A 17,666-nucleotide genomic window follows, 5' to 3' on the forward strand; every position below is an offset into this window, starting at 1 on the left:
TTAATGGCCTGTCTAACAGGTAGGTATACAAATGGGGTGTTGATAAACAACTAGATAGCCAAGTTGATCAACACCCCATTTGGTAGGTTACTCCGGCTAGTATCAGGCTTCTACTGCTACCGGGGCGCAATTCCAGCGCTGGGCAACGGTGAGCGTGTACTCAATAAATGCGCGGGCTGTGCGATCATATACTTCGTGTCCCACAAACTGCCCATCTGCGTCCAGGTTCTTATCGGTTTCGTGCGATTCGTAGAGTTTTGGCGAAATGATGGAGAAGCTATTGGTGAAACTGATCACCTTATTCAACACGGTGGTCATATCTAAAGCCGGCTGGCGACCACCGCGGCCGTTTGAGATACCGGCCATGGCAAATACTTTGTTCTCGAACAGGTGCTTAAAGGCTGGCCCACCCAGTGAGTGAAACGCATTCAGAATCTGCGGGGTGGCAGTCCAGTTATATTCAGGAGAAGCAAAGAAGACCAGGTCAGCTTCGCCCCAGGCACTAATAAACGCGTCTTGAAACGTGGTCAGCGTGTCGGGCTTCATCCAGACGGTGCCAACATAGGGGAGGTCATACTCGGCAAAGTCGACAACAGTTACCTCATGTTGGCCGCTCTCTTCCAGTACGTTCTGAACGAATTTACAGAAGCGGAGTGTATTACTGTTGGCCCTCGGTGAGGTTGAAATGATGGCAATTCTCATAGTGGAATAATGTGTTCAGCCAGTTCCCGGAAAAGCCGGAAGCTATCGTTTGCAAAACCACGGTATCTGCCAGATAGTTTATCTGGTATCGTTTAACCTTATATAGACTATGGCAGCATCACGTATCTGCGTTATTACCGGAGCAAACTCGGGAATTGGTAAAATCACGGCGCAGGAATTAGCCCGCAAAGGCTTCGACATCGTTATGCTTTGCCGCAACCTTACTAAGGCTCTTCCCGTGCAACTGGCCATGCAGGCAACGTACCCAGCCGTGAAAATCGACCTGATTCAGTGCGATGTAGCCAGTATGGCCTCGGTACGAGCTGCTGCTAACCAGGTACAGGCCAGTTACGACCACATCGATGTGCTGGTCAACAACGCAGGGCTCTACATCGAGAAAGAGCAGTACTCGCCTGATGGGTATGAGCTTACGTTTGCCACCAATCACCTTGGTGCATTTTTGTTAACCAACCTCTTGCTCGATCTGCTGCGAAAGGGGCAGGACGCCCGCGTAGTGACGGTCTCATCGGAGGCGCATCGCTTCGCCGGCACGTTTCAGCTTAATGAATTAGCGCGCCCGGCGTCATACGGTAGCATGCGGGCATATGGAAAGTCGAAACTCTGTAACATACTGTTCGCAAAAGAGTTGGCTGAGCGGTTAATGGACGATGGAATCACGTCGAACAGCCTGCATCCGGGAACGGTAAGCACCAACTTTGCGGCTGAATCAGGGGCCATCTTCGGCGCTGTACTTAATCTGGCCCGCCCCTTTCTAAAAACGCCGGAGCAAGGAGCTGCCACAAGTATATACCTGGCCTCGTCGCCGGAAGTAGACCATGTGACAGGCCTGTACTTCGACGATTGTAAACCAAAAACGCCAACCAAAGACGCGCAGAATAACTTCTATGCCAAACGGTTATGGGAGATGAGCGCTGAAATGACCGGACTGTAAAGAACCATTTATTGGCCACGCCCAGATCGCGTCGGCTGGCTGTCTGGTAGATCGACAAGCAAAAATGGCCTGCCTGGTCGGCCGAGGTGGTTAAACTCGTAACTTGGGGAAACAAGCAACAGTCGGTAATTTTTAGGTGGCCGCCTGTTACTTGTACAAGTCTCTTTTAGGCTATTGACAACTGTGAACGAATGAAGTACGCTGCCAAAACTAAAGTGGGGTGGCTCCTGGTGGGCCTGCTGATGGCTGTATCTTGTGTTCAGGCACAGCCATCGTCGGAGCAGTCTGCTTTTTCCTCAACGGAGTACCAAGACTACGGCAAATTTTACGAACGGGTAACCTACATCGGAAAACGTAAAGACCATTACATTGTCGACACGTTTTCTAAAGACAGTATACTGTATCGTACTGATAATTACCGGGTTATCGATCAGGGTAATTACTTTGGCCTGTTTGCCGTGCGGCACGGGCCATCGAAGGTGCTGTACAATGATGGCCGATTGTACCTGACCTGCGATTACAACATGAACGTGCTGAACGGCCCCTTTATCGTGTATCACGCCGACGGCTCAGTGAAGCGGCGGGAGTTGTACCGGAACGGGAAGCTGAAGAAAAGCATGTGTTACGACGCCGAAGGAAATGAGCAAATCTGTGAGGCTTTTTACCAGCAACTCAAGTTTAAGGGTAACCCAGATGAACTGAAGGCCTACTTCGCGAAAAATCTGATGCCTATTCTGACAGATACAGAAGTCGCCAACATCAGCGTTAAGCTCATCGTGAATGAGATCGGGCAGGTTATCGACACTAAAGTTACCGCTGGCCGAAATAATCCACGGCTGGTTGCTGCTATTCGGAAGGTAGTGCAGGATATGCCAATGTTGCGCGAAAACGAAACCAACTGGAAGCCCGCAACCATGGATGGCATTCCTATTCCCGAAGCATGGGTTATGTACGCCTACCGCGACAGAAGTATGTTGCGTATTACGCTACCCTAGCAATGCCCGGGGCCGAAAAGGAACGTACCTGCCCTGGCGCCGTAGTGGTGCTGACGCGTCAGCACCACTACGGCGCCAGGGCAATCCAATTTGGGTTAGGCTACTAGCTCGAACATGGCTTCGATCTCCACTGAAATGTTGCCCGGTAGCGAGCCCATGCCTACGGCGCTCCGCACACCAATTCCGTTCTCTTCCCCCCAGATTTTGGCAAACAGTTCGCTGCAGCCATTAATGACTTTCGGGTGTTCCTGAAAAGTCTCGACAGCATTGACCATACCCAGTATTTTCACAACCCGTTTTACCCGGTCGAGGCTGCCAAGAGCCGCTTTGAGGGTCGACAGGATGGCAAGGCCGGTTTGCTGAGCGGCAGCAATCCCAAAATCAATATCTACTTCGGAGCCTACACGCCCTGTCATCAGGCTATCGTCTGGTTTGTAGGGTCCGTGACCGGATACATAGATGAAGTTGCCTACGATAAGCGCTGGTTTGTACACACCTTTGGGCAGTGGGGCAGGGGGGAGTTCAAGGTTGAGGGCGTTGAAATTTTGATCTGCAGTTGACATAGTTTTGGGTACTGATTGACGTTGATTGTATTGGTTAACAGATGCTTAAGGAGTGGCTATGCCGGCTTCGGCCAGTAGTGTGAGCAGGGTAACCTGAATGGCTTTGTAGCCTTCATGGTCATACCACCATTCGTTTAAAGCATGTGCATTGCCGCCTTTACCACCCCGGCCAACGGTAACGGCGGGGATTCCTTTTGAGATGGGGATGTTTGAATTGGTTGAGCCCCGGCCTGTTTTCGGCGTTAGGCCAAACTGCGTGATGGCCGCCATGGCCCGCTGAATCAACGGAACACTCTCGGCCAGTTCACCTGAAGGGCGATCACCAATCTTCGCGATGTCGACGGTGAGGGCGGGGCCCATCCGTTTCATGGCGTTGTGCTCGTTTAGCGCCTGCTGAACTGAAGCCTTCAGGAGCGAGTCGACCAGATTCAGATTTTCCGGGATTTCTGATCGCATATCCACTTCCATCCACGACTCAAAAGCGATGGAATTGACAGACGTACCCCCGCCAATGCGACCCACGTTGTAGCTGGTACGGGCACCGGTGCGGGTAAACTTATCGGCCGCTTTTGAAAAGTAATGAATGGCTGAACCCAGTGCGTGCTGCGGATTGGCCAGGCCAAACGCCCCCCACGAATGCCCGCCGGGTCCTTTGAAGGTAACCCGGTAGCGGTACGAGCCCAGCCCCATAGTCGAGATGGTACCTACCTCTCCACCGTCGACCGAAATCCAGGAATCGATGCGGGGACTTTGCTCGCTGAACAGGTGCTTTACTCCCCGCAGATCGCCGAGCCCTTCTTCGCCTACCGAACCAATAAACAAGACATCGGACTGGGTTTCGATGTTTGCCGCCTCCAGCGCTCTCAGTACCGACGCAACAATGATCAGTCCCTGCGTATCGTCGCCAATGCCGGGGGCAAACAGCGTGTCGCCCCGCATTTTTACCGTCACGTCGGTTCCTTGCGGAAATACCGTGTCCAGGTGTCCGTCGAGCGCCACGCGACCTTTGCGTTGTTTTCCTTTCCGCAGTGCAATCACGTTGCCGACCTTGTCGGTCCAGACCGAGTCGGCACCGGCTTCGGTTAGCATGGCCGCGTAGCTGACGCCGCGTTTGGCTTCCATGAAGGGAGGCGCCGGAATTTCGGTGAGCCTGATCAGGTCATCGCGGTTTCGTTTGGTTTGGGCGATGATGAACTGAAAGGCCTGCTGCAACTGCCGGGTTTTTATCAGTCGCCCCACCTCGTTGAGGTAGCGGGCGTCAACTTTGCCAACTCTGCCCGCCTCCACATCCTGCGCATATACGCTGGGAAAACCCAGGCATAGGCTAAGGAGAAGGCAGGTAATCGTACAAATTTTCATAGTGGGTGCTGGTTGTCAGTCTGTTACTTTTCGTAGTTCGCTCGTTGATCAATTTAGCGCATAAGGTAGTCCTGACACACGTAACGGTGCCAGTAGCCAGCTATTTATTTTTTGCCAACGGCAGCCAGCACTTTATCGTTTGGGCAGGGTACGGCCTTCGAAAAGATAAGCCGCGGAGTGCGGTTCCGGCGGGATAATGCGCCCTTATCTTTACCCGTAAACCTTTTACCGATTTCCGTTTCATGCTCCTCTACTCTCAACAACCCGACCCGGCTCCCATCACCCGTCACCTACGGGCCATGTACGGGTCGCGCCTGTTACTCGCGGCCATTCATCACCTGAACGTGTTCGAAGTCCTGAGTGCTGGTCCACTTTTACTGACCGACCTGCGCAGCCAGCTTGCTCTGGCTGAGCGCCCGGCTATGGTGCTTTTTCCGGCCCTCTGCGCGATGGAACTGCTACGTTACGACGAACAGAATCGGCTATGCCTGACCGACCTGGGCCGTTACCTGACCAGCGGGCAAACGCCTAACCTGACGGGCTATACGGGACTGGAAAAAGACGACTCCGGCGTTGTGGAAATGGCACAACTGCTGCGCCACGACGGACCTTTGGAATCACCAACGGGCATATCCTTTGTGAAAGAAGGCGATGGACCGTCGCCGATGGATGACTCGGCTCTCGCCCGGAAGTTTACCCTCGGTTTGGCTGGACGCGCCCGTCACCTGTCGCCCATTGTCGCGGCTAACCTGCCCAAACGGGAAGGCCACCTGCTCGACGTTGCCGGGGGCACGGGCCTATATACCTACGAGTGGCTGCTGGCTAATCCTACCTCGACAGCCACCTTGTTTGACCGCCCGGCGGTGCTGGCTGTTGCCGCCGAACTGCTCGATGAGTTTGGGCAAAGTGGCCGGGCGGGGGCCAACACCGTGAAAGCCCGCGTGACGTTGCTACCGGGCGATATGCTGACGGATGAACTGCCCCAAACCGACCTGCTACTGGCGGCAAGCCTGTTTCACGACTGGCCTACGCCTACCTGTCAGCAACTAGCCCACCGTTTTGCCGATGCTCTACGCCCAGGTGGCGAACTCTGGGTGCACGATACCTTTCTGAACGACACGCTGGATGGCCCACTAGCCGCTACCGACTATTCGGCTCAACTTTTCTGGGTGACCAAAGGCCGTTGCTACAGCCGGGCCGAATACCAGAGCTGGTTTGCTATGGCCGGCCTGACGCCCATGCCCGATGCCCGGCCTACCCAACTGGATTATGGCCTGATCTGGGCGAAGAAATAAGGGCGATTGTGCCCGCCGGTAACGTACCTGAACCCGTTGTGGCAACGATGTGCCGAAAAGTGGGGATTGTGAGCAAGTCCGGCCAGCCTGATGGGTAAAACTGTTGCGCAGGCTCGTGAGTTACTGCTGTATGAAAAACGCGCCCAATTGCTCAACCATCTCTACAAACCACCAACCAGTCTGGCTACAGCACGGCTATACGCTGGCCTTGCTATGTAGTTTAGTGGTCCTGTTCAGTGCTTGCACGGCTAACCGCACCGGAGCAAAAGGCCAACCAGTCCGGCTGAAAGTGGGGGAGATTCGCGAAGTAAATCTGGCTACCCGCGCCGATACGACCTGGCAACTGACCGCCACGTCCGACAATCAGGAGGTGGTTGATGTGGCGCGAAAGCCGACTAGTGCGGCAACGGGGAGTGTAACCGCTATGCCGACATCCGGACCAGCTGTTTTTCTACTCAAAGGCGTGACGATCGGTACGGCGCAAGTGGTTTTTTCCGAAAAGCAACCAGGGACAGACGGTACCGGGACAATCAGGAAACGGTATCGGGTCACGGTAACCAGCAACTAAGTCACTACAGCAAGCGGGCGGCTCAACTATCCGGTGTTGAGCCGCCCGCTTGCTGTAGTGACGTCTGTTTTAGTCTAACGCCCGCTTTAGGTCGAAAATGAGATCGTCGGCATGTTCCAGGCCAATCGACAGGCGGAGCAGGTTGGGGGGCGTCTGGCTGTTTGGCCCCTCCACACTGGCCCGATGCTCGATCAGGCTTTCTACACCACCGAGGCTGGTGGCTCGGGTGAAGACCTGCACCTTGGCAGCCATGCGAATGGCTTCTTCAGCCCCACCACGTACCTGAACAGACAGCATCGCCCCGAAACCGGTCATCTGCTTTTTAGCGAGCTCATGGCCGGGGTCGTTGGGTAAACCGGGATAATGAACGGCTTCCACATTTGGGTGGGTCGACAGAAATTCGGCCACCTTGCCGGCGGTCTCGGTTTGCAGACGTACCCGTGCCGCCAGCGTTTTTATCCCGCGTAAGACCAGCCAGCACTCAAACGGCGACGGTACCGCCCCCCCAACGGATTGAAGTCGCCGGATGCGCTGATACAGCGTACCGTCTTCCTTAAAAATCAGAGCACCACCCAGCACGTCGGAATGCCCGCCGAAGTACTTGGTGGTGGCGTGCATAACCACATCGCAGCCCAGGTCGAGAGGGCGTTGCAAAATAGGCGTGGCCCATGTATTGTCGCATACACAGATGGCACCACCCGCGTGAGCTATGTCGGCCAGGGCGCGAATATCAACGATTTTCAGGAGGGGATTCGAGGGCGTCTCTACCCAAATCACCCGCGTATTTTCGTGCATGGCGGCACATACCTGATCCAGATCGGTCATATCGACGCGGGTGTAGGTCAGACCCCACGGATGCATCAGTTCTTCCAGCAGCGCCGGGGTGCCATAGTATGCATCAGTGGGCACCAGCACATGGTCACCGGGAGCAAGGGCCAGAAACAGGTTCATGGTGGCGGCCTGTCCTGAAGCGTAAGTGGTAGTGCCAAAACCGCCTTCCAGAGCCGTCAGACTGCGCTCAAGGGCGTCACGGTTTGGGTTCGAATTCCGGGCATACAGGTAGCCATGCTTGAACGTGCCGTCAGCGTCGCGTTCGTAAGTGGTCGACAGGTAGATAGGCGGGGCAAGGGCACCAGCATTACGGTCATAGTAGTGCGTTGAGAGCAGCGCAATGGTTTCAGGCTTCATAGCTGCAAACTAACAGAAAAACCCGGTTTGTCAGACTGCCTGCTACACTTTACGACCGTTTGTACGGAAGTAGCGCCGTTCTCTCACAATAGGAGAGAACGGCGCTGGGCATCTGCTGGCGGTGATTTAGTATGCATGCTCAATCGAGTATACAGATGAACATCTACATACAAGTTGGCCTTTTAGGTGGTATCGTATTTATGTTATGCCTGCTGCTGATAGGGTGGCTGACATGGGCGCTCCTAAGCCCCGACGAGGAACCATAACTCCAATCCTGTTCGGTTCTGAATCATAAATACAGGTAACGACATGCGTTATTCGTGCCGAGTAACCTCATATATTTTTTGTCTTTATTTAATAGACCGTACGTCGTAAGATTAACTAACCATACAGGCTGCTACACAACGTTTTTTTTAGAAATAACTTTGCCAGCGTCTATAATTTCTGGTTACGATAGTTGATACCGTGTAGGTAAAAATAATTTATGTTGATATGTAAATTTATGGCTAGATACTGATGAATATTTTGGTGTTGTATGATATGTAAGCGAGATAAATTGATGGTAATAAAGTGGCATTAATATTGAAAGTGTAACTGCACTGTAATTCAATTAAATAAACATTAAAGTTGACTTGATTGATATCAAATTCATGTCACTTATTACGTAGTAAATACGATTACCTTTTACTGTATATTCAGAGATCAAACTATAGCTATTTTTTGTCAAAGGACTACATTATACCTGTTATCTAAACCATCCATTTAATCACAGGTATCATGAAAAACCTTATTCTATGTTTTACAGTGGCTACTATGTCGCTGCTCGTGCTTTTGGGTTGTAAAGAAGAGCAGCGCTTTAGCCCAGCCGTAAGTAACAGTAAAGCAGGACAATCGTCCCGTCTTTCAGCTGAGGCAAAGGCAAAGCTGAAGCAGTTACGTGCTTCATTACCAGCGGGTCATGAGAAGCGTTTCGACGAAAGCGTAGCTCGTTTGACAAAGACGCATCCGGAGTATGCCGCCTCAATAAAACGGGCTATGAAAGTAGTGCAGCCAACTGAATGTGGCCCTACAGCGTTTGACACCTGGCTTGATGGAGAATTAGCTGACTGGGACGCTGAGCTTTTCTTTTATGCTGTTGTTACTGGTATGTTGGACTTTCCTACTTACGATGCGTTGCTATTTGAAAACTCATCAAACAACCAATATTTTGGCATACATGGTGAGTACTCTCAGGCAACAGTAAAGGGATTCAAAGATCTACAGCGGTTTTGGGATATTCAATCAAACGGAATTGTACTCGCCGCCATGCATGGGAATATGCTGTTGGATCGGGAACGAGTGATTCGAATTGACAAAATTTTGTACGGCGATAGTCAGCAGGTTGCTGAGCAGTATGCCGATATTATCCTTTTGTTGCTGGACATTGTGCCTCAGTATAGACGTGGCGATCATCCCATCTTTACGCTGAATGCTTTTGCACAATCTTCATTTAATTTTAGCCCGTACGGTGTAATTCCTGCCAAAATAATTATGGGCGATGGAATCATTGATGCGTATAATGACCTCGGCTACGTCGATGTGGCTTCACAAGCCGTGTTAGCTCATGAATTTGGGCATCATATTCAGTTTCAGCTCGATCTGTTTAGCGACGAGTATACGGCGGAGGCAACTCGGCGGACAGAGTTAATGGCCGATGCGTATGCTGCCTACTACCTGTCGCATGCCCGTGGAGCAGCGATGCAGTGGAAACGGGTGCAACGGTTCCTTGATGTATTCTTTGCCATCGGCGATTGTGGATTCGCCAGTCCAAATCATCACGGTACACCACTACAACGCATGGCAGCTGCAACCTGGGGCTATGAAACGGCCGATGGTGCCAAGAAGCAGGGCGTGATTATGAGTAGTCAGCTATTTGCTACCATGTTCGACGCGAAGCTGCCAGAACTGGTTGCCCCATAACGGATCAGTCACCCTAACCGTCTGTTGACGAACTGGCAGGTCTCTTTGTAATCGGCAAACCAGGCTGATTACGAAGAGACCTGCTTCATTGTATAGAGCGTGCTGAACTGTAGCTGCCTAAAGGCTATGTATAAGCCAGCCATTTTGGGCAATCAAGGCAGACAAAAAAAGCCCCGACGCTTGCCGGGGCTTTATATACCTATCTTGCGCTAAACCGCCGGATAGATCATAAGGTCTGTTACTTATTGGCCGCCAGTTTCATGTCGACCGTAAAGTCGTCGTAGATGGCTTTGTCACCGATGTTCTCGAAGAACGATTTTGACCCGTACCGGATGTCGTATTTCGTACGATCGAGCGTGGCTTTACCAGTAGCCGTAATCTGGTTGCCGGCCATTTTCACGGTAGCAGGGAAGCTCACAGCGTTGGTGATACCTTTAATGGTCATGTTACCCGCGATGTCGTACTGGTCACCTCCTTTAGGCGTCACCTTCGTGATCTTGAACGTAGATGTTGGGTATTTCGCCGTGTTGAAGAAATCTTCCGACTTCATATGGCCAATGAACTTGCCGTTGTATTCTTTGTCGGTCAGGTCGGTGCAGGTAATGCTGTTCATGTCGAACGTAAACTGGCCACCCGTTACTTTATTGCCGTCAACAACAAAGGCGCCGTCTTTCACATTGATGTTACCTGTGTGCTCGCCAGTCACTTTCTTACCGTTCCAGGTCAGCGTGCTTTTGGCGGCATCGATTTTGTACGTAGCGGCTTTTGCCGCAACAATTTTAGTTGTTTTACCTGGACCCGTGAAAGCAGTTGTTGCAGTCAGGGCAAGAGCGGCGAAACCCGCCAGAATCAGGTTGTTTTTCATGGTACTTCTGATATTATGTAGAGAATTTAAAAAATGGTAATTATTTGTCGGTGGCTGCGCTTCGAAACTCATTCAACAGGGCGTTGAGTTCGTCGGCGCGCTCGCCTTCATAGGCCTTGAACTGAATTTCCCAGTCATCCTGTACCTCATCGATTTTTTTCAGGAGGGTCAATCCTTTTTCGGCAATCAGCACGTCAACAGCGCGACGGTCGCTGGGGCATTCGGTGCGGACAACCAGCTTTTTAAGCACCAGTTTATCAACCAGCCGCGAGGCATTCGACATCTTATCCATCATCCGTTCGGTGATGTCATTGATACGAACTGGCTGTGGGTGCTGACCCCGCAAAATGCGAAGCACGTTATACTGCGGAACCGTGAGGCCGAAAGGTTTCAGAAGACGCATTTGGCTATCGCACAGCCAGTTATTCGTGTACATCAGGTTCACGATCAACCGGTGAAGCGGCGATTTGAACTGAGTTTGCTTAATCTCTTCTTCAATTTTCATGCGTGTAGGTGTCGCTTGCGTAAGGGTTGAATCAACAAAGTCGCAATCTGTTAAAGCGGCTGCCTCGTCGTCTAACTCGTTGAGCCAGATGGTTTGGAGTTTGTTGTTCACAGATGTTGATGCAAATATAATGTCGATACATTATATACAATAGTAATTTAAAGAATTAAGTTCGGCAGCGTTTGAAAAAAGCTTGGGAGAAATTATTGAAACACTGTAACCTGAGGCGAGTTGATATCAAAATCGCGGAGACGAAGAACCGGCACGCCTTCAAACGCATACCGCAGTGCTGAGGCGTTATTGGGGAGGTTCGGGTAGTAGGTGAACCGGATCTGCAGGCTGTTGAAGGTTAGGTTCTCGTTGCGCAGTCGGAAGCCCAGGCCATAGCCCTGATAGAGTGGCCCGGCCAGTAACGACCGCTCGGGGTAGCTTACAAGGCCCAGGTTGGCAAAGGTGAGAAAGGCCACCCGGAACCCGGCAATATTGACCCGCGAAAAGAGTAGGTTTTCGTAGCCTACAAGGAGCCGTTTGGTGCCAAATAACCCGTCGCTCCCGGCCCCAAAGCTGTTGTTATTATTCAGGTTGATCGATTCATTGTTAAATCGGTCGGCGCCTACTGTCACACGCGCATTAAAGAAATGCCGCATCTGTCCCCACTTAATCTTGTGAAGGGGGCTGAAATAATTTGTTTCCAGATTGAGCACCGATTGCTCGCGTCGGCCTTTTCTAAAGTAGGAACCCGTATTCAGCAGGCCATACAGGTACCCAATCTTATGGATGTATTGTCCCCGCGAAAAGCTGACGCCCACGTAGTTCCGCAGGCCCAGTTCAGCTTCTTCAAACCCGCCAACTAATGACATCAGGCTACCGTAAGGTACATCTTCAGTACGCCCGAAGCCGTAGATGAGCACGTCGCGAACGTACCTGCGCTGCGAATACCCCAGGCTGAAAATAGTCGTTCGCCGATTCTGGTATAACTGGTTGCTATCAGCCGTTACTTCGGGGCGACGCGTATAATCGTAGGCGGTGAGGCGTCCGGCTACCACAATACGGGCTCGATCCTCGGGGTTTCTGACCCGAAATGGCGACGGAAACGACCGCCCGATCCAGATGTCGCTGTAGTAATAATTGAGCGGAAAGCTGAGCAGGCTGTCACGGCGATCGAATACCCGGTTGTTGAGCCAGTACCGGCCCAATTCGAGCTGTCCCGCCCATTTGGTGTCGGGGTTCAGAAAAGGACGGTATATCTTGGCCGAGATGAATTTCTGGTCACGAAGGAGCACCAGATCGGCTTGCCCGGTCAGAAAGGTTTTGCCGATGTAAGGAATTACATATTTCCCCTGGTACTCCGTTTTCTGACCTGGCAGCGTGGCGTTGTAGCTGATCCGGTTGAACAACTGATGACCGAGTCCCCGAAAATTCCGCTGATCGAGCCCAAACTGAAAATTGTTGAATCCGCTGAAACCCCCGTCGGGCAGCAGCGACCAGACATCCTGCGTAATAACGTACACATCAACAAACTGGCGACTGCCAAGGCGGGGAACCACCAGAATCCGAACGTCGATGAATAAGCCCACATTCCGCAATAGTCGCTCATTGTCGCGCAGTACGGTAGGGTTAACCAGATCACCCTCCTGAAATTGCAGGTAGGATCGCCGAATTACATTCTCCCGCGTGTTGACGTGCAAACTATTGGCTACTTTCTCAACCCAGTTGGCCGAGTTGCGCGTGGTGTCATATACACTGGACCCGAACACGCCGAGCCGCTTAATGAAAATGGTGCCAATGACCCGGCCTTCATATACCTTGTACGGGTTTACTTCGATCTGATTTACCTCTCCCGACGATCGAATGTTGTACACATCGCGGAACAGAACGTTATACAACTCACGTGTTAGCTTCCCTTTCGACATACGTTGTTTCAGGCGGGAGTAGCGCACACTATCACGCGCCCGCTCGGCGCTGTCGGCCAACATAAGGCCGTAGGGGGTAATCAGCGAATCGATGGGTAATTCCCGCGCTACAACGGCCGTTGTTGACGAAGAAGGGGTCTCGGCTTTGGTCGAGTCGGTCGTTTGTTGTGCCCATACGCAACCCGTTCCGGCAAGCATAACAAGCAGGGCGCCGGTAAACAGGTGAAACAAAGTGTTGATGCGTATCAATGGACGTATAGAGAATTGCCGAGTAAGGTGAACAGCGTTATATAGACCACGAAACGGGCCTGACGTTTAATTTAGTGTACGCTCTTCCACAGCCAAAAGTCACGCTGACGTTCACCACCGAAGAGAAAAGCGTGCCAGCCAAATTTAGTGAAGCCCATCTTCTCATAAAAAACAAGTGCGGGAGCATTGTGTTCCCAAACTCCCAGCCAAACCGCGGCGCAACCCTGCATACGAGCGTACTCGATGCTGTGTTGCACCAACTGTCGACCATACCCTTGCCCAATATGGCCATCGAGCAGGTAGATACGAACGATTTCGAGAGCATTCCGGATCGGCAGCCGTCGGGGCGGTGCGTGCCGGCGTAGTTTCAGGAAGCCAATGGCCTCACCTTCGGCTGTTTCGGCCAGCCAGAAGGTGGCGCGGCGGTCAGTAAATTCCCTGGCGTAGACGGGCGCTGTCACAGCTTCGTCGATATAGGCCTGAACCGGGTTACCGGGGTATTTGTCAGGACTAAAAGCATCGTAGATGGTGCGTTGGGCTAATGCAACAAGGGTGTCGAGATCGGCTGTCGTTGCCTGGCGAATGATCATGGATTGGCGGAATGAGTGGTCTAAAGTACAAAGTTTGGTTAGCGTAAAACCTATAGGGGCCAGATGATCTTATAGTAGCAGGAAGTATTGACGAGTATAAATTGCCTCAACCAACTACGTGTATGCCGCTTGTTGCCCCCACTGCCGTTCATCGATTTGCAAATGGAGGGTTCTCCGAAAGCCCCGATCTGCTGGCTGTAGAAGAGCCTTTGGAAATACGGCTGGGGTTTGGCCCGGCCAATGACCGGCAGCAACGGCCGCTGGCTGTCACCATGCGAACACCCGGCCACGATGTTGAACTGGCGCTGGGTTTTCTGTTCACCGAAGGCATCGTGCAGTCGCGAACGGAGATTCTCTCGGCCCGGCATTGTTCGCAGGAAGAGGTAGAAAAAGGAAATGTAATTCGCGTTGAACTGCACCCCGATGTGCAACTTGACTGGGCTAAACTCGACCGACACGGCATCACGGCGTCGAACTGCGGCGTGTGTGGAAAAACATCGATCGATGCCATCCGTACATCGTGCCCCGCCCCGGTGTCAGGTACGTTCCTCCTCGACGCCGCTACGTTAATGACCCTGCCCGACCAACTACGTACCCGGCAGCAGGCGTTTGCGCATACGGGTGGACTGCACGCCTCGGCGCTTATTGGCCGCGATGGGCAACTGGGGGCGGTACGCGAAGATATCGGTCGTCATAATGCCCTTGATAAACTGCTGGGCATTGCGTTCTGGAATGGGAACGTACCCATGCACAACCAGGCTGTGCTGGTCAGCGGCCGCATTGGCTTCGAACTGGTGCAGAAAAGCTGGATGGCGGGCGTACCGATGCTCATTGCGCTGGGCGCTCCGTCGAGCCTGGCCGTTGAGCTGGCCCGTGAGGCGGGTATTACGCTGGTTGGTTTCCTGAAAGCTGACCGCTTCACCCTCTATACGTACCCGGAGCGCATCATCGAAAAAGCCCCGACTATGGCCGGGGCTTTGTGAAATACACAAACAAGGCCAGTTACGCTATATCGTCAAGATAAGGCGCAACTGGACGAACTACTACTCTTTCAACAGCTTGCGTACCTGCGTGCCATCGTTGGTTTGCACGTTCAGGAAATACATCCCGGCAGGGAGTGCTTTCAAACTCACCGGCTGGCGAAGGGTTTGCGCCGTTTTCTGTACGGTCAGCGTTTGCAACGCCCGCCCTGATACACCACTGACAGACACCGTAACGGGGCCGCGATAGGCACTTTCCCAATCCAGCACAGCCATGTCGGCGGTGGGGTTCGGCGATACCGACAGGCCGAACAGCGGTTCGGTTGCCAGCACCACCGGGGCGGGCGGAACCAAGTTCCAGGGCACAATATTGGGCTCAGGCGTGGGTAGCTTAGTCGTGGTCAGAATATGCCATTGACCGGGTTGCATGGTCAAGGCTGAAGCAGCCGTGGCGTTAATTGACTGACCGGTAAAGTAGTCGTACCACGTACCTGTTTTAGGCAGGTCGAGCACTACGGCGTTCGACTGTACATCAAAGTTGCCGATGATGACCACGGGCTGCGTGGCGTTGTTCAGCACCAGGCGCTTCACCGGCTGGTTGGCCACAAACGAGTAGTCGGTAGTCTGAAATGCAGGTTGTGATAGTTTTAACTTGATCAGCTCCTGGTACACGCGGAGCAGCTTGGCCCGGTTGGGGTCGGTGGCGTATTCCCAGCGGATGGGCTTGGCTCCGGTGCGGCCATTCTGCTCAATCGACACGTCGTAGCCCAGTTCGCCAAATTGCCAGATAAGTTTCGGGCCGGGAACAGGGATAAACAGCGCAGCGGCTAGCTTGGCGCGTTCCAGTGCCGTAGTTATGTCTTTGGTGGTATACGTACCTGATGACGACCCGTTTTGCACCAGGTCATACACCATTCGTTCTTCGTCGTGGCTTTCCATGTAACCCAGAATATTCGGGTTGTTCCAACCACGGAGTTTGTACGAAATCCAGTCGAAGTTATCGTCGCGTCCATTCACTACACCCCGGGCGGCATAGCGGTAGTTGTAGTTATGGTTCCCCCAGAACAGCATGCCATAATTGGCGAGTTCTTTCTCTTCGTCGTTGTCGGCAAAGTGTTCCAGAATCACATAGGCCGATTTATCATACACCCGAATCTGATCGTAAATGCGCTTCCAGATGGCTACGCGGCTGGCGTCGTAGTTGCCCCAGGCACCCACGTTGGTTGGATTGCTCTTCTGGGTGAATCCCTTCGATAAATCGAACCGGAAACCATCCATTTTGTACTCCTGCAGCCAATATTGATTTACCCGCTGTACGAGGGCCTGCGTGGCCGGGCTCTCGTGGTTGAAATCGAAAAAGACGCTGAACGGGTGCGTGGCAGTCTGGTTGAAAAACGGACTGTCGGCCGATGGTTTGTCGCCCGCCCAGTACATTTTCACGTACGGAAACTCGTAGTCGGCCTGGTTCAGTACCATATCCAGAATCACGGCAATACCATTTTCGTGGCACTTATCGATAAACGCTTTCAGGTCGTTTTTCGAGCCGTAGGCTTTATCGGGGGCGAAATAATAGATGGGGTTATAGCCCCATGAGTCGTTGCCCGAAAACTCCATCACCGGCATGATCTCGATGGCGTTGATGCCCAGTTTTTTCAGGTACGTCAGTGAATCGCCCACGTTTTTGTACTGACGTGATGCCGTAAAGTCGCGCACCAGCAACTCGTACACCACCATGTTTCTGGCATCGGGGCGGGTGAAGTTAGCTACTTTCCAGGGGTAGGCAGTTTGGCCGGTTTGCAGCACCGACACAATCTGCCCCTGCGCTTTGGTCGGGAATGCCTTCAATCCGGCATAGGTCGTGGTCAGGAAGGAGTCGTTGTTCCGATCCAGAATCTTATCGCAGTACGGATCACCGGTCGGAATCTGCCCGTCCACAAGGTACTGAAAGGCCATTTCCTGACCCGACCGCAGCCCCGTCAGGGCGAGCCAGTACCGTTCACCGTCGGGTGTTTTGTTCATCAGCGAAGCCGGGTCTGGTGTCCAGTCGTTTTGCTCACTCAGTACCAGCACAAACGATTTTTTGGGCGCATACAACACCAGCGTTGCGCTGGTTGGGTCGGTGGCGCTGTAACTGATGCCATCGCGCAGCCCGGCGGGCAGTGCCGCCACAGTTGGGGTTGGCTTAACGTATAGCAAAAATGAGTCGGAAGCCGTTTCGGTTGCCGTCTGGGCCGTAGCCACCACCTTCCGGATCACGTTGTTGGCTGTTCCCGTTGATACGTTGGCAACCACCGAGTCGGCATTGGTCGCCGAGGCTACGGTTGTGCCATTTACCCGCAGCGTAAGTGTAGCTTTCTCCGACACGTTGGCCCGCACAGGAACGGTGGCGTTAGGCTCTACCAGCAGGAATCGGGCTGTGGGGCGGGCAAACGATACCGTTAGTTTGGCGTCATAAATTGGCGTAAAAAAATCTTCGGTCTGGGCGGTGCCCGCGCCATTTTTGATTACCATACCCAGCCGCCGAATGGGAGTGCCGACAGGTACGTTGTAGTACGTGCGCGGCACAATCTTGATCTGCCAGCGGTCATTACCCAGCGAGGTCATGGTGCCCGGTGCGAAGGGCGCATTAAAATTCGTTTGTCCTGTAGGGGTGAACTCAAACGCGTTGCCTGTTTCGGTACGGCCAGCGCCCGACCAGAAGTAGATGTCGGTTGTTTTTCCGAGCAAACCCGCTGCCCGACCATCTTTAGCCTGTTTCAGATCAATGATTATGGTTACCTCACGGTCAGCAGTCGGAAAGGCAGGCTGGGTGGTAACAAGTTGAGCAAGAGTGGGAGTAAAACTGCCAAGCACTAAAATAAATAGCAGAACACTCGTTGTGAGTTGATAAAGTTTGGTACGCATACGTTGTATTTTTGGATTATCAAAGGTAGCGAACCCATACCAGCGTTTAAAATATCGATGACGGACAGGCCACAATTGG

General features: G+C 52.7%; 15 protein-coding genes. 6 read left to right on the forward strand and 9 right to left on the reverse strand.

The window, feature by feature from the left end; translation table 11 throughout:
- Nucleotides 1-102: 102 nt before the first annotated feature.
- Nucleotides 103-702 carry an NAD(P)H-dependent oxidoreductase gene (locus tag F7231_RS02555; RefSeq protein ID WP_166690797.1) on the reverse strand — a complete coding sequence of 200 codons (600 nt, stop codon included), beginning with the start codon at nucleotides 700-702 and terminating at the stop codon, nucleotides 103-105.
- A 109-nt stretch (nucleotides 703-811) separates the two neighbouring features.
- On the opposite strand from F7231_RS02555, the gene F7231_RS02560 reads away from it, so the two are divergent.
- Nucleotides 812-1,654, forward strand: coding sequence for an SDR family oxidoreductase (locus F7231_RS02560; RefSeq protein WP_085414844.1), 843 nt, complete (start codon nucleotides 812-814; stop codon nucleotides 1,652-1,654).
- A gap of 191 nt (nucleotides 1,655-1,845) precedes the next feature.
- Nucleotides 1,846-2,649 carry a toxin-antitoxin system YwqK family antitoxin gene (locus F7231_RS02565; protein ID WP_166690798.1) on the forward strand — a complete coding sequence of 268 codons (804 nt, stop codon included), beginning with the start codon at nucleotides 1,846-1,848 and terminating at the stop codon, nucleotides 2,647-2,649.
- A 95-nt stretch (nucleotides 2,650-2,744) separates the two neighbouring features.
- Here F7231_RS02565 and F7231_RS02570 read toward each other — a convergent pair whose 3' ends face one another.
- Both F7231_RS02570 and F7231_RS02575 read right to left on the reverse strand, forming a co-directional pair.
- Nucleotides 2,745-3,212, reverse strand: a complete 468-nt coding sequence (locus tag F7231_RS02570) for a RidA family protein (protein ID WP_085414842.1) — start codon at nucleotides 3,210-3,212, stop codon at nucleotides 2,745-2,747.
- Between the two features lie 45 nt (nucleotides 3,213-3,257).
- Nucleotides 3,258-4,571, reverse strand: coding sequence for a M20/M25/M40 family metallo-hydrolase (locus tag F7231_RS02575; RefSeq protein ID WP_166690799.1), 1,314 nt, complete (start codon nucleotides 4,569-4,571; stop codon nucleotides 3,258-3,260).
- Nucleotides 4,572-4,813: 242 nt separating this feature from the next.
- On the opposite strand from F7231_RS02575, the gene F7231_RS02580 reads away from it, so the two are divergent.
- Nucleotides 4,814-5,866, forward strand: a complete 1,053-nt coding sequence (locus F7231_RS02580) for a methyltransferase (RefSeq protein WP_166690800.1) — start codon at nucleotides 4,814-4,816, stop codon at nucleotides 5,864-5,866.
- Between the two features lie 130 nt (nucleotides 5,867-5,996).
- On the forward strand, nucleotides 5,997-6,434 hold the full coding sequence (locus F7231_RS02585; RefSeq protein ID WP_166690801.1) for a protease inhibitor I42 family protein: 438 nt from the start codon (nucleotides 5,997-5,999) through the stop codon (nucleotides 6,432-6,434).
- Between the two features lie 69 nt (nucleotides 6,435-6,503).
- Here the strand turns inward: F7231_RS02585 and F7231_RS02590 are convergent, their stop codons facing one another.
- A complete protein-coding gene (locus F7231_RS02590; protein ID WP_166690802.1) occupies nucleotides 6,504-7,622 on the reverse strand; it encodes a trans-sulfuration enzyme family protein in 1,119 nt (372 codons plus the stop codon).
- 777 nt (nucleotides 7,623-8,399) lie between these two features.
- On the opposite strand from F7231_RS02590, the gene F7231_RS02595 reads away from it, so the two are divergent.
- Complete coding sequence (locus F7231_RS02595) at nucleotides 8,400-9,581, forward strand: neutral zinc metallopeptidase (RefSeq protein WP_166690803.1); 1,182 nt, start codon at nucleotides 8,400-8,402, stop codon at nucleotides 9,579-9,581.
- 238 nt (nucleotides 9,582-9,819) lie between these two features.
- Here F7231_RS02595 and F7231_RS02600 read toward each other — a convergent pair whose 3' ends face one another.
- From F7231_RS02600 to F7231_RS02615, 4 genes are all read right to left on the reverse strand, one after another.
- A complete protein-coding gene (locus F7231_RS02600; protein WP_085414836.1) occupies nucleotides 9,820-10,446 on the reverse strand; it encodes a YceI family protein in 627 nt (208 codons plus the stop codon).
- A 40-nt stretch (nucleotides 10,447-10,486) separates the two neighbouring features.
- Complete coding sequence (locus F7231_RS02605; protein ID WP_085415282.1) at nucleotides 10,487-10,951, reverse strand: MarR family winged helix-turn-helix transcriptional regulator; 465 nt, start codon at nucleotides 10,949-10,951, stop codon at nucleotides 10,487-10,489.
- Between the two features lie 203 nt (nucleotides 10,952-11,154).
- Nucleotides 11,155-13,113: a BamA/TamA family outer membrane protein gene (locus tag F7231_RS02610; RefSeq protein ID WP_208295515.1), complete on the reverse strand. Its 1,959-nt coding sequence runs from the start codon at nucleotides 13,111-13,113 to the stop codon at nucleotides 11,155-11,157.
- A 71-nt stretch (nucleotides 13,114-13,184) separates the two neighbouring features.
- Nucleotides 13,185-13,703, reverse strand: a complete 519-nt coding sequence (locus F7231_RS02615) for a GNAT family N-acetyltransferase (RefSeq protein WP_166690804.1) — start codon at nucleotides 13,701-13,703, stop codon at nucleotides 13,185-13,187.
- A gap of 122 nt (nucleotides 13,704-13,825) precedes the next feature.
- Here F7231_RS02615 and fdhD point away from each other — a divergent pair, with 122 nt between their 5' ends.
- A complete protein-coding gene (gene fdhD, locus F7231_RS02620) occupies nucleotides 13,826-14,686 on the forward strand; it encodes a formate dehydrogenase accessory sulfurtransferase FdhD (RefSeq protein WP_166690805.1) in 861 nt (286 codons plus the stop codon).
- 60 nt (nucleotides 14,687-14,746) lie between these two features.
- On the opposite strand, the gene F7231_RS02625 is transcribed toward fdhD, so the two are convergent.
- A complete protein-coding gene (locus F7231_RS02625; protein WP_166690806.1) occupies nucleotides 14,747-17,587 on the reverse strand; it encodes an alpha-amylase family glycosyl hydrolase in 2,841 nt (946 codons plus the stop codon).
- Nucleotides 17,588-17,666: the final 79 nt, after the last annotated feature.

This window comes from Fibrivirga algicola (assembly GCF_011742925.1).
In the GTDB taxonomy this organism is placed as follows: domain Bacteria; phylum Bacteroidota; class Bacteroidia; order Cytophagales; family Spirosomataceae; genus Fibrella; species Fibrella algicola.